The sequence below is a fragment of the Aeromonas sp. LsrichE-8G genome, assembly GCF_022869435.1.
Classification (GTDB): Bacteria; Pseudomonadota; Gammaproteobacteria; order Enterobacterales; family Aeromonadaceae; genus Aeromonas; species Aeromonas caviae.
The window spans coordinates 48,825-61,353 of the sequence record NZ_JALIHH010000032.1; the positions used below are offsets into that span (position 1 = coordinate 48,825).

The 12,529-nt window shown below is 62.6% G+C and carries 12 protein-coding genes; 4 read left to right on the forward strand and 8 right to left on the reverse strand.

Annotated elements, in window-relative coordinates; genetic code table 11:
- Positions 1-16: 16 nt before the first annotated feature.
- Positions 17-829, reverse strand: coding sequence for a PhzF family phenazine biosynthesis protein (locus MUW49_RS06840; RefSeq protein WP_111896456.1), 813 nt, complete (start codon positions 827-829; stop codon positions 17-19).
- A 198-nt stretch (positions 830-1,027) separates the two neighbouring features.
- Here MUW49_RS06840 and MUW49_RS06845 point away from each other — a divergent pair, with 198 nt between their 5' ends.
- The 3 genes from MUW49_RS06845 to MUW49_RS06855 are packed head-to-tail and all read left to right on the forward strand — an operon-like array spanning position 1,028 to position 5,323.
- The gene (locus tag MUW49_RS06845; RefSeq protein ID WP_111896457.1) at positions 1,028-2,815 is read left to right on the forward strand and encodes an assimilatory sulfite reductase (NADPH) flavoprotein subunit; all 1,788 of its coding nucleotides are present in this window, start codon (positions 1,028-1,030) and stop codon (positions 2,813-2,815) included.
- Positions 2,815-4,527: an assimilatory sulfite reductase (NADPH) hemoprotein subunit gene (gene cysI, locus MUW49_RS06850; protein ID WP_039040326.1), complete on the forward strand. Its 1,713-nt coding sequence runs from the start codon at positions 2,815-2,817 to the stop codon at positions 4,525-4,527. Before MUW49_RS06845 ends, cysI begins: the two co-directional genes overlap by 1 nt.
- Positions 4,517-5,323: a phosphoadenylyl-sulfate reductase gene (locus tag MUW49_RS06855; RefSeq protein ID WP_045525747.1), complete on the forward strand. Its 807-nt coding sequence runs from the start codon at positions 4,517-4,519 to the stop codon at positions 5,321-5,323. Before cysI ends, MUW49_RS06855 begins: the two co-directional genes overlap by 11 nt.
- A 93-nt stretch (positions 5,324-5,416) precedes the next feature.
- Here the strand turns inward: MUW49_RS06855 and proX are convergent, their stop codons facing one another.
- The 7 genes from proX to MUW49_RS06890 all read right to left on the reverse strand — a co-directional run bounded on the left by proX (position 5,417) and on the right by MUW49_RS06890 (position 11,576).
- Entirely contained in the window at positions 5,417-6,418 is a 1,002-nt protein-coding gene (proX, locus tag MUW49_RS06860; protein WP_244812560.1) for a glycine betaine/L-proline ABC transporter substrate-binding protein ProX, read from the reverse strand.
- Positions 6,415-7,563: a glycine betaine/L-proline ABC transporter permease ProW gene (gene proW, locus MUW49_RS06865; protein WP_111896460.1), complete on the reverse strand. Its 1,149-nt coding sequence runs from the start codon at positions 7,561-7,563 to the stop codon at positions 6,415-6,417. The genes proX and proW overlap by 4 nt, the downstream gene beginning before the upstream one ends.
- Positions 7,560-8,756: a glycine betaine/L-proline ABC transporter ATP-binding protein ProV gene (gene proV, locus MUW49_RS06870; RefSeq protein WP_010675435.1), complete on the reverse strand. Its 1,197-nt coding sequence runs from the start codon at positions 8,754-8,756 to the stop codon at positions 7,560-7,562. Before proV ends, proW begins: the two co-directional genes overlap by 4 nt.
- Before the next feature lie 472 nt (positions 8,757-9,228).
- The gene (folA, locus tag MUW49_RS06875) at positions 9,229-9,720 is read right to left on the reverse strand and encodes a type 3 dihydrofolate reductase (protein ID WP_039040330.1); all 492 of its coding nucleotides are present in this window, start codon (positions 9,718-9,720) and stop codon (positions 9,229-9,231) included.
- A 23-nt stretch (positions 9,721-9,743) separates the two neighbouring features.
- A complete protein-coding gene (locus tag MUW49_RS06880) occupies positions 9,744-10,211 on the reverse strand; it encodes a threonine/serine exporter family protein (protein ID WP_052816098.1) in 468 nt (155 codons plus the stop codon).
- On the reverse strand, positions 10,208-11,005 hold the full coding sequence (locus tag MUW49_RS06885) for a threonine/serine exporter family protein (protein WP_042014428.1): 798 nt from the start codon (positions 11,003-11,005) through the stop codon (positions 10,208-10,210). Before MUW49_RS06885 ends, MUW49_RS06880 begins: the two co-directional genes overlap by 4 nt.
- Before the next feature lie 232 nt (positions 11,006-11,237).
- Entirely contained in the window at positions 11,238-11,576 is a 339-nt protein-coding gene (locus tag MUW49_RS06890) for a DUF3135 domain-containing protein (protein ID WP_010675440.1), read from the reverse strand.
- 409 nt (positions 11,577-11,985) lie between these two features.
- Between MUW49_RS06890 and mog the strand changes: the two genes are divergently transcribed.
- Positions 11,986-12,516 (forward strand): molybdopterin adenylyltransferase, encoded by a 531-nt coding sequence (gene mog, locus MUW49_RS06895; RefSeq protein ID WP_041212474.1) that lies wholly within the window; start codon positions 11,986-11,988, stop codon positions 12,514-12,516.
- The last annotated feature ends 13 nt before the right edge of the window (positions 12,517-12,529 follow it).

The following is a 12,529-nucleotide window of genomic DNA, read 5'->3' on the forward strand; positions in this document are numbered from 1 at the left end:
ACACAGTGACGAGCGGTCATCGGTCCGCTGGTGCGACAGGGGGCAGCAGCCACTCCCCCTGCCACAGGGTCAGTGCCCCGCCCGCCATCAGTACTCGCTCCTCCTGCAATTCCAGCCTGAGATCCCCGCCCCGGGCCGAGATCTGGCGGGCCCGCAATTGCCGTTTGCCGAGCCGCTCGGCCCAGAAGGGCACCAGGGCGCAGTGGTTGGAGCCGGTCACCGGATCCTCGTCCACCCCGACCCAGGGGGCGAAATAGCGGGAGACGAAGTCGTCCTCTCCCCGGCTCGATGGCGCCGTCACCATGATCCCCCGGCCCGGCAGCGCCCGCAGGGCGTGAAAATCGGGGGTGAGCGCGCGGACCGCCTCCTCGCTACCGAGCTCAAGCAGGAACTTGGCCCCGGCCGCCAGGGTTTGCAGCGGCTGGCAGCCAAGAGCCGCCCCAAAGGCAGGGTCCAGCTCAAGGGGCGCCAGGGCAATGCGCGGAAAATCGAGCCAGATCCACTCCCCTTCCCGCCGGGCCAGCAACTCACCGCTGCGGGTCGCGAAGCGGATGGGGAGCTCCCCTGACACCTCCCCCGTCTGCCACAGCACATGGGCCGCCGCCAGGGTGCCATGGCCGCACAAGTCCACCTCCACTTGCGGGGTGAACCAGCGCAACCCGTAATGCCCCTCTCCCAGTTGGGTCAGAAAGGCGCTCTCAGAGAGGTTGAACTCCGCAGCCATGGCCTGCAGCTCGGCGCCGGGCCGCGCTTCCCCCAGCACCACCACGGCGGGGTTGCCTCCGAAGGGGTGATGGCTGAAGGCGTTGACATGATAGAGACGGGACATGGTTGCTCCTTGGGGCATGAGAAATCCCCGGGACAGGGGGCTCGGCAAGGCCATTTTTATATCACGGGCCCCCCCGGGCTGAGATGGATTTTGGCTTTATAAATTCATAAATCGCATAAAGAAGATATTTTTATTCTTTGTTGTTATTCATTACACCCCTTACCCTGACCAAAAATCAGACCATGGAAGACATGTGTGATGCCATTGACAGCCCCCACCCTGAGCCCGCTCTCTGACGAACAGCAGCGCCAGCTCAACCAAGTTCTCACCACCCTCAACACCCAGCAACTGGCCTGGGTCAGCGGTTATCTCTACGGCCTCTCCCAGGCGGGCGTCCAGCCCGTGGCGAGCGCAGGCGCAGAAGTCGCGGCACCCGGCGGCAGCCTGACCATTCTCTACGGCTCCCAGACCGGGAATGCCAAGGGCGTGGCCAGCGCCATCAAGGCCCAGGCCGAGGCCCGCGGCCTGCCGGTGACCCTCACCTCCATGGCGGACTACAAACCCAAGCAGCTCAAGAAAGAGAGCCACCTGCTGGTGGTAGTGAGCACTTACGGGGAGGGGGAGCCCCCCGAGAGCGCCGTCGATCTGTTCGAGCAGCTCAAGAAGGGCAAGGTCGGCAAGCTGGAAGGGCTCAAGTTTGCCGTGCTGGGGCTGGGTGACAGCTCCTATGAGTTCTTCTGCCAGACCGGCAAGGATTTCGATGGCTTCCTCGCCAAGGCAGGGGCCGAGCGCATCCATGAGCTAGCTAGCCTCGATGTGGATTATCAGGATGCCGCCAAGGCCTGGGGCGAGCAGGCCGTTGCGGCGGTCGCCGCCACCCTCTCTGCCGGCGCCGCGACTGCCAGCGTGGCGGGCTCGGTGCAGGCCGCCGTCGGCCACAGCCAGTACAACAAGGAGAACCCCTTCCCCGCCAGACTCTCGGTGAACCAGAAGATCACCGGCCGCGACTCCACCAAGGACATCCGTCACATCGAGATCAACCTGGAAGAGTCCGGCATCACCTATCAACCGGGGGATGCGCTCGGCATCTGGTTCGACAACGACGCCGATCTCGTGGGGGAAGTGCTGGCCCTGACCGGTCTGACCGGTGACGAGGCCACCCCCCATGGCAGCCTGCGCGAGGCGCTGACCCGTCACTACGAACTGACCCGGCTGCACGGGGGCCTGATCACTGGCCTCGCCGAGATCACGGACAACGCGGCGCTCAAAGATCTGGCCGGTGACAAGGCCCAGGTCAACGCCCTGGTGGCCAGCGCCCAGGTGGTGGACGTACTGAAACGCTTCCCGGCTGCCTTGAGTGCCGATCAACTGATCGCACTGCTGCGCCCCCTCACTCCCCGCCTCTACTCCATCGCCTCCGCCCAGAGCGAGGTGGAAGAAGAGGTGCACCTGACCGTCGGCGTGGTGCGCTACCGCCAAGAAGATGGCACAGTGCGAAGCGGCGGCGCCTCCTCCTATCTGGCGGACCGTCTGCCGGAAGATGCCGAGGTCCGGGTGTTCGTGGAGCACAACGACAACTTCCGCCTGCCCGCCAATCCCGACACCCCCGTCATCATGGTCGGCCCGGGCACCGGCATTGCCCCGTTCCGCGCCTTCCTGCAGGAGCGGGAAGCACAGGGGGCAGAGGGCAAGAACTGGCTCTTCTTCGGCAACCCCCACTTCACCCAGGACTTCCTCTATCAGGTGGAGTGGCAGCGTTATGTGAAATCGGGCCTGCTGTCCAAGATCTCCCTGGCCTTCAGCCGGGATCAGGCCAACAAGATCTATGTGCAGGACCGTCTGCGCGAGGCAGGGCTTGAGCTCTACCAGTGGCTGGAAGCAGGCGCTCACTTCTATGTGTGTGGCGACGCCAACCACATGGCGAAGGATGTGCAGGAAGCCCTGCTGGAAGTGATTGCGGAACACGGCCACAAGAGCCGTGAGGAAGCAGAAGAGTATCTGAGCGAATTGCGTCGTGCCAAACGTTATCAAAGGGATGTCTATTGATGAGCAAACAACTTATTCCGGGACCGGTCGAAGGGCCGCTGGCTGACAACGAACGCCTCAAGCGCGAGAGCAACTTCCTGCGCGGCACCATCGCCGAAGATCTGCAGGACCCGCTCACCGGCGGCTTCAACGGCGACAACTTCCAGCTGATCCGCTTCCACGGCATGTATCAGCAGGATGACCGCGACATCCGCCCGGAGCGCGCCGCCCAGAAGCTAGAGCCCCTGCACAATGTCATGCTGCGCGCCCGCCTGCCCGGCGGCATCATCACCCCGGCCCAGTGGCAGGTGATCGACAAGTTCGCCGAAGAACACAGCATGTACGGCAGCATCCGCCTGACCACCCGTCAGACCTTCCAGTTCCACGGGGTACTGAAGCGCGACATCAAGCTGATGCACCAGACCCTCAACAGCACCGGTATCGACTCCATCGCCACCGCGGGGGACGTAAACCGCAACGTGCTCTGCACCAGCAACCCGGTGGAGTCCGAGTTGCACCAGGAGGCCTACGAGTGGGCCAAGAAGATCTCCGAACACTTGCTGCCCAAGACCCGCGCCTACGTGGAGATCTGGCTGGATGGCGAGAAGCTAGGGGGTGACGAGGAGCCGATCCTGGGCTCCAACTACCTGCCGCGCAAATTCAAGACAACCGTGGTCATCCCGCCCCACAACGATGTGGACATCCACGCCAACGATCTCAACTTCGTGGCCATTGCCGATCACGGCAAGCTGGTGGGCTTCAACGTGCTGGTGGGGGGCGGTCTCGCCATGACCCACGGCGACACCACCACCTACCCGCGCAAAGCGAGCGACTTTGGCTTCATTCCGCTCTCCCACGTGCTGGAGGTGGCGGCCGCCGTGGTCAGCACCCAGCGCGACTGGGGCAACCGGGTCAACCGCAAGAACGCCAAGACCAAGTACACCCTTGAACGGGTGGGGGTCGAGGCCTTCAAGGCCGAGGTGGAGAACCGCGCCGGCATCCAGTTCGGGCCGGTTCACCCCTATGAATTCACCAGTCGTGGCGATCGCTTCGGCTGGGTGGAGGGGATCGACGGCAAGCACCACCTGACCCTGTTTATCGAGAACGGCCGCCTGCTGGACTTCCCGGGCAAGCCCCTCAAGACCGGCATGCTGGAGATCGCCAAGGTGCATCAGGGGGACTTCCGCCTCACCGCCAACCAGAACCTCATCATCGCGGGCGTGCCTGCCGGCGAGAAGGCACGCATCGAGGCGCTGGCACGCCAGTACGGTCTGCTGGATGACGGCGTGAGCGAGCAGCGCAAGCAGTCCATGGCCTGCGTGGCCCTGCCCACCTGCCCCCTGGCAATGGCCGAGGCCGAGCGCATGCTGCCTGCCTTCGTCACCGACATCGAGGGGCTGCTGGCCAAGCACGGCCTGGCGGATGACGCCATCATCTTCCGGGTCACCGGCTGCCCCAACGGCTGCGGCCGCGCCATGCTGGCGGAAGTGGGTCTGGTGGGCAAGGCGCCGGGTCGCTACAACCTGCACCTGGGGGGCAACCTCGAGGGGACCCGCATCCCGCGCCTGCATCTGGAGAACATCACCGAGCCGCAGATCCTGGCCGAACTGGATGCCCTGATCGGCCGCTGGGCGAGCGAACGCAACCCGGACGAGTGCTTCGGCGATTTTGTCATTCGCGCCGGGATCATCGCCCCGGTTATCGACTCCGCGAGGGACTTCTATGCAGCCTGAACAGACTGATACAGCCCGGCTGGCGCGCACCGCCGACGGCCGGCTCGACCTCGACGCCCTCCTGGCCCTGGGCCGGGAGGAGCAGGTCGAGGCGCTGGCCCCCCTCAACCGGGCGCTGGACGCCATGAGCGCCCCCGAGCGGGTGCGCTGGGCCCTGGCCAACCTGCCGGGGGAGCATGTGCTGTCGTCGAGTTTCGGCATCCAGGCGGCGCTCATGCTGCACCTGGTGAGCCGCGAGCGGGCCGACGTGCCCGTGGTGCTCACCGACACCGGTTATCTCTTCCCCGAGACCTACCGTTTCATCGACGAGCTGACCGAGCGTCTCGCGCTCAACCTCAAGATCTATCGGGCCGAACTCAGCCCGGCCTGGCAGGAGGCCCGCTTCGGCCTCCTGTGGGAGCAGGGGGTGGAGGGGATCACCCGTTACAACCAGCTCAACAAGGTGGAGCCGATGGACCGCGCCCTGAACGAGCTGGGTGCCCGCACCTGGTTCTCGGGCCTGCGCCGTGAGCAGTCCGGCAGCCGGGGCAAGCTGCCGGTGCTGGCCATCCAGCGCGGTCGCTTCAAGTTCCTGCCGGTGATCGACTGGAGCAACAAGGACGTCTTCTACTACTTCAAGGAGTTCGACCTCCCCTACCACCCCTTGTGGGAGCAGGGCTACCTCTCGGTCGGCGACGTGCACACCACCGCCAAGTGGGAGCCCGGCATGAGCGAGGAGCAGACCCGCTTCTTCGGCCTCAAGCGCGAGTGCGGCCTGCATGAGGAAGGTGGCGAGAGCGACGGCTCCGGCATCTGATCCCCCGCGGCCCGGCCATGTGCTGCGCCCACAAAAAAACGCCCGGCAACTGCCGGGCGTTTTTCTTTGTGCAAAAGGGCGACGTACCCCTCATTACATGGCGGCGGCGCGCGCCTGATTCAGCCAGTCGTTCACCAGTGCCTCGTGGCCCTTGAGCCAGGCGTCGGCATGACGCTCCACGTCCGCCGGCTTGTTCTGCCCCTTGTTCATCAGGCCGTTCTGCACGTTGATGTCATTCAGCGGCAGCTTGACGATGGAGAAGAGCTTGGCGGCGGCCGGATTGGCCTCGGCAAACCGCTTGTTGGCAACAATGTGCATGGTGTTCACCGCAAAGCCGTAGTTCTTGCCGTTCGGCAAACGGGTCTTGGCCGCATCCGTGGCGTCGGCGGGGACTTCCAGCCACACCACATCCCGCCCCGGCACCAGTTCGCTGCTGAGCCAGTAGGGGGTCCAGGTGTAATAGAGCACCGGCTTGCCGGCCTGGTAGCGAGCCAGGGTATCGGCGATCAGCGCCGCGTAGTTGCCCTGCTTGTGGGCCACCGTGGGGGTCAGACCAAAGGCGTCGAGGTGATGGTTGATCGCCCCCTCGCAGCCCCAGCCGGGGTTGCAACCGATGAGGTCGGCCTTGCCGTCGCCATCCCCGTCAAACAGCGCCGCCACCTCGGGATCCTTGAGCTGGCCCAGGTTGGTAATGCCGTATTGGGTCGCGGTCTTCTTGTCGATGAGGTACCCCTGGGCGGCACCGGCCACATAGGTGCCCTCACGGAAGAACACCTTGTCGCCCCCCGCCTGCTCGTACTTGTTGTCCTGCAGCGGCACCCAGTTGAACGCGAGGAAGGTGCCGTCTCCCTGGGCCACCGAGGCATAAGCCACGTTGTAGTCCACCTCCTGGGCGGGCTGGACATCGTAACCCAGACGCGCCATCAGCTTGCTCACCAGCAGGCTCTGGAAGGCCTCTTCCGGCAAGGAGCTCTGCAGGGGCTGAACGCGAACCCCCTCCCCCGGCAACTCGGCGCTGGCCATGGCGAGCGGGCTCAGCAGTTGGGCACTCAGCAGCAATGTGCCCAGGGTCAATCCTTTGGTGATCGGTCTCATGCATTTACTCCTTTGTAATCGATTTTCTTGTCACGACCGGCCAGGCGCAGCAGCAGGGCGGCGGGGCCGTGCTGATACCAGCGGCCGGTACGGGTGCGATCCGGTTGCCCCATCGCCTGGGTGAGGCGGTCGAGCACGATGGCCAGCAGCACGATGCCGAGGCCGCCGATGGAGGCGAGCCCCATGTCGAGCCGGCCGATGCCGCGCAGCACCATCTGGCCGAGGCCTCCCACCGCGATCATGGAGGCGATCACCACCATGGAGAGCGCCAGCATCAGGGTCTGGTTGACCCCGGCCATGATGGTGGGCATGGCGAGCGGCAGCTGTACCTTGAACAGCAACTGGGAGGGGCTGGCACCGAACGAGTGGGCCGCCTCCACCAGATCCGTGGGCACCTGGCGAATACCCAGCATGGTGAGCCGGATCATGGGCGGCAGGGCGAAGATGACGGTCACCACCACCCCGGGCACGTTGCCGATGCCAAACAGCATCACGATGGGGATGAGGTAGACGAACGCCGGGGTGGTCTGCATGGCATCCAGCAGCGGCCGGGTCCAGGTGGAGAGCCGCTCGCTGCGGGCCAGCAGGATGCCGGTGGGCAACCCCAGCAGCACGCAGAAGAACAGCGAGGTCAGCACCAGGGACAGGGTCACCATGGCATCGGACCAGGCCCCGATGAGCCCGATCCCCACAAGAGACGCGAGCGTACCGAGCGCCATGCGGCCGTTCACCAGTTGCCAGGCAAGCATGGCCAGGAGCCCCATCATCAGGGTGGAGGGCACCGTCTGCAGCAGATGGGTCATGGCGTTCAGGGTCAGCTCCACCGGTGCGCGGATCAGCTGGAACAGCGGCCGCAGGTTCTCCACCAGCCAGCCGATGCCCCCTTCCACCCAGGTATCCAGCGGCACCAGCGCCTGCTGGAAAGGATCCAGCCAGTCGATGGCGGTTGTGGTGTCGGCGGCTTCGATCTGGTTCTGCCAGTCGGTGGCCTGGGTGTCGGTACTACCCCAGGGATCGGACACCTCGGTGGACGCAGGCGCGCTCCAGGGATCTGCCGCCACCTCATCGGCCCGCAGGGAAGGGCTCGCCAGCAGCACCAGGGCCAGCAGCCCGCTCAGCAACAAATGGGGATTCATCAGCTTCATGCCGGAGTACTCCTGTCCAGGGTGTTGAGCAGATTGGCCTTGGAGATGAGGCCGAGGTAAGTGCCATCCTCCTCGACCACGGGCACCTGACAGGGGGCGGCCGCCACCTGGCTGATCAGTTCATTGAGGGCGGTGTCCGCCAGGATGGGCTGGATGTCCGCCAGCAACGCCTGCTCCAGGCTGCCTTTGGCCCTGACCGCCTGACCGAGCGACTCCACCGAGACGACCCCGAGGAAGCGGCGGCTGCGATCCACCACGTAGCCGAACTCCCGCTCAAGCTCCTTGAGCTGGCGCAGGGCGTTGCCCGGCCCGTCGGTGGTGTGTTTCTTGATGAGGGGCACCTGCTTGCGGCTGGCCACATCGCGGGCGCTGAACACATGGGCCAGATCCACCCCGCGAAAGAAGGCGCGCACATAGTCGTTGGCGGGCTGGTTCAGGATCTCGTCCGGGGTGCCCACTTGCACCAGCTGGCCATCCTGCATGATGGCGATGCGATCGCCGATGCGCATCGCCTCGTCCAGATCGTGAGAGATGAAGACGATGGTGCGCTGCTGGCTGGCCTGCAGCTTGAGCAGCTCATCCTGCATCTCGGTGCGGATCAGGGGATCCAGCGCGGAGAAAGCTTCGTCCATCAGCAGGATGTCGGGGTCATTGGCAAGGGCCCGGGCCAGCCCGACCCGCTGCTTCATGCCGCCGGAGAGGGCATCCGGATAAGCCTCTATCCACTGTCCCAGCCCCACCTGATGGAGCGCCTGACGGGCGCTCTGCTGGCGCTCCGCCAGCGGTACACCGGCCAGCTCCAGCCCGAAGGCGGTATTTTCCAGCACACTCAGGTGCGGCATCAGGGCGAAGGACTGGAATACCATGCTGATCTTCTTGCGGCGCACCCGGCGCAGCTCGCGCTCCGAGATGGCGGCGATGTCCTCGCCATCGATCAGCACCTGGCCGCGGGTCGGCTCGATCAGCCGGTTGAAGAGACGCACCAGGGTGGACTTGCCCGAACCGGAGAGGCCCATCACCACGAAGATCTCCCCTTCGTTGATGGCCAGATTGACATCCTGGACCCCCAGGGTCTGTCCGGTCTTTTTCAGGATACTGGCGCGATCATGCCCTTTCGCCAGCAATTTGAACGCTTTATCCGGCTGATCGCCGAAGATTTTGTAGAGGGATTTGACCTCGAGTTTGACTGTCATATTGTCCTTTTTTCTTGGCCGACGCCTTGCCTGGCAAACCGTCGAACGTGAGCCAATTACTTTTAACACTAAGCAATTTCACACCCAAACAAAAGAACCAATTGAAGCTGAGCAGGAAAGATTAAATTTAAGCCATTGATTTTTATTAGTTATTTTTATTCATAAAAATCCATTAAATCACGATAAAAACGCCTATAACAGACAGGGCTACCACAGTATCGATGCACTTTCAGCACATTTCATTAATGATTAAAAGGCGTTAGCAGCAGGCAAAAAGAGAGGAAGGGGATGACTGCGCCCATCGGAGCAATGAATGGCCAATTCATTACATAACTAACTATTTTGATGTCACGCATCCCGGTATTGCTTCAGGCACCTTCAACCATGCCGGTTCAGCCCCCTTCTCTTTGCAGCAACAGGGCACAAAAAAGCCCCCTGCTGTCGCAAGGGGCTCTTCATGGCATCAGAGGGCTCAGCGCCGCTGCCAGGTCTCGAAACAGTAGGGATGGGGATTCTTCTCGTCAGGCTGATGTAACTCGCGCTCGATGCACGACCAGTCGCCCTCGTCGAAGGCCGGGAAACGGGTATCCCCCTCCACCGCCAGATCGATGCGGGTCAGATAGAGCCTGTCGGCCCGTGGCAGCAGCTGGCCGTAGAGATGACCGCCCCCGATCACCATCAGCTCCGCGACGTCACTATCCGCCAGCAGGGCCAGTGCGGCCTCCACCGAGTCGATAACCTCCACGCCGTCGGCCCGGTAGTCGGGGTTGCGGCTGATCACCAGGTTGCGGCGCCCGGGCAGCGGTCGTCCGATGGATTCAAAGGTCTTGCGCCCCATCAGCACCGGCTTGCCCAGGGTGACCCGCTTGAAGTGGGCCAGATCCGCCGGCAGGTGCCAGGGCATCTGGTTGTCCAGGCCGATCACCCTATCCTGGGCCATGGCGGCAATCATGGAAATCATCATGGGGTCAACCTCTCGCACCGTCGTCAGATAATGGGGCGGTTACGGTACACGACCAGAGAGGGGATCGCCAAACCGAAACTCAGGGCCCCCACGATAAACAGCGCCTTGAGGCCGTTCTCCACCGCGCTCTGAAGCAGCTCCATGGTCACCCCGGAGATATTGAGCTCCACGATGGCGATCATGGTCTTGAACGCATAGCTGCCCGGGATCATGGGGATGATGGAGGCGACGCTGAACACCGGGCGCGGTGCCAGCAGGCGGCGCGACCAGTAGACACAGACAAAACCGACCGTGGTCGCCGCTGCCAGGGTGGCCCACTCGATGGGCATGCCGTAGTGGATGAGCAGGGTACGCAGGCTGTGGGCCAACGCGCCCCCCATGGCGCAATATTTGAGCATCCGTGGCGGCACGTTGAACAGCATGGCAAAGCCCACCGCCGGAATGGCCGACCAGAAGGCATCCTTGCCCAGCAGCCAGAGCAGTTCCATCATACCTTCCACCCCCAGATACCGGTCACCGACATGGCGAGAATGATCCCTATGGCTGCACTGATGGTCAGCAGTGTCGCCGTGCCCCAGCGGGCCAGCCCCATGTTGAAGTAACCCTTCACCATGTCGGAGACCGCATTGATGAGCGGGAACCCCGGCACCAGCAGCAACACGCTGGCGGCCATGGCGAGATAGGGTTGTTCGCCCCAGCCGAAGAAGGTGGCGCTGGAGGCGAGCAGGGTGGCGATAAACCCGGTGGCGGCAAAGTTGATGAGGGGGCTGTGGTGATGGCGGGCAATGAGCTGGCGCACCCGCATGGCGACCGAGGCCGAGCAGCAGGTCACCAGGAAGATGGGCCAGTCACCGCCAAACAGCAGGCTGAAGGCACCGCAGGAGAGCCCCACCATGGGCACCACCAGCCAGGGGTGATAATGGAACGGCGTGATGGCCTCGAGGCGCTGACGGACCTCGCGCGCGCCGATAAGCGACTTTTCCGTCATGATGCAGATGCGCTGGATCTCGCACACCACCTGCATGTTGATGCCGTGCTCCCGCACCCGGCGGGTGGTGGTGACGCAACTGCCCTGGTAGAGGCTGGTGAGGACGATGGCGCTGGAAGAGATGGCCATCTCGACGCTCTCCAGCCCGAGCGCCATGCCGAGCCGGACCGTGGTCTGCTCGATGATGCGGCTCTCCGCCCCAAACTGGGCCAGCATCTGGCCCGCCTTGACGATGATCCGGGTGATCTCCGTCTGCTGCTCTCGCGACAGCACCCTTCCTGGTGTGATGCTTCTCATGATCCCTTTGAGTCATAGCAAGATGAAATGTGTCTGGATATTACCCCAAAATAAATACACCTTCATCCATCTCTATCGGACTGCGTGCACTGGTCACTATTATTCAGCCGCCCGGGGAATATTTGCAGCAAATAAAAAACAATTCACCCAACTTGCTTAACAACTTGTTTTAGAAGGGGTGAAACAAATTAATAAATACCCTGTTTTTTTATATCTTGAACAGGGCCGTGAATTATTTCCGTTTCAGATAACTGGAAAACGCTATCACATTATCCGGCAGCGGGGGCTCTGCCATTTCCTGACAAGATTCGTTCTGCAGATCCAGAATGTGCTGGCGCATGGCGTAGACGGAGTCATGCATCATGTTGGCTATCCGGATGCAGCTGTCGAGGTTGTTTCTTGCCAGGCGGCGCTGGCAGTCGATGCGAAATTGCAGACCTCGCAACCGACGTTGCCGCTCTGGCCCCACCTGGGCGATCAGGGTCTCTATCTGCTGGTGCAGCAGCGCGTCGAGTCGCTCCGGCTCGGCCAGCGCCCAGTACTTCAGGGTATCGAAATCAGGCAGCTCCATATACCCTCCTGGCCGGACCTCGCCCATGGAATGGAACGACGCCGGGCACATCACTATGTTTCACTGTCCCTAGGGAAGGTTATATAGGATGGTGGCGATTTTGGGCCATTCACCGCCGAGCCACAGGAGTCCGGTTTTTGGCACGAATTGCGCATCGTTGGCGGAAAAAATCATTTATTCCTTATGATTCATGAAATTAACCGAATCCGGCCTGCGTCAGTTTTTTTATAAAATTTCAGCACCATTTTTCTCGGCCTTATGCCTTATTAAGGGACTTTCCTCAAAATTGTTTTTCATTCGACTCTCTCCCAGGCTCAATGCCCTCCCCTTGCCTCATCCGGCGGTTTAACATATCTCACTGATTATGTTATTTTATTTACCACTTTATTGCGGCAACCAAGGGCAGACCATGAGCAAGGCAAGAATCGGTATCGTCACCGTCAGCGATCGCGCCAGTGCAGGCATCTACGAAGATCTCTCCGGCAAGGCCATCATCGACACCCTGAACGCCTACCTGACCTCGGAATGGGAGCCCGTCTATCAGGTGATCCCCGACGAGCAGGATCAGATTGAGGCGACCCTGGTTCGGCTGGTGGACGATGAGCAGTGCTGCCTTGTCGTTACCACGGGGGGCACCGGGCCGGCCAGGCGGGATGTGACCCCGGAGGCCACCGAGGCGGTGTGCGATCGCATGATGCCGGGCTTTGGCGAGCTGATGCGGGCCGAGTCCCTCAAGTTCGTGCCGACCGCCATCCTGTCGCGCCAGACCGCCGGCCTGCGCGGCAGCTCGCTCATCGTCAACCTGCCGGGCAAGCCCAAATCGATCCGCGAGTGCCTGGATGCGGTCTTCCCCGCCATTCCCTACTGCATCGACCTGATGGAAGGGCCCTATCTCGAGTGCGACGAGGCCATCATCAAACCGTTCCGCCCGAAGAAATAAGCACTGGGCGGGG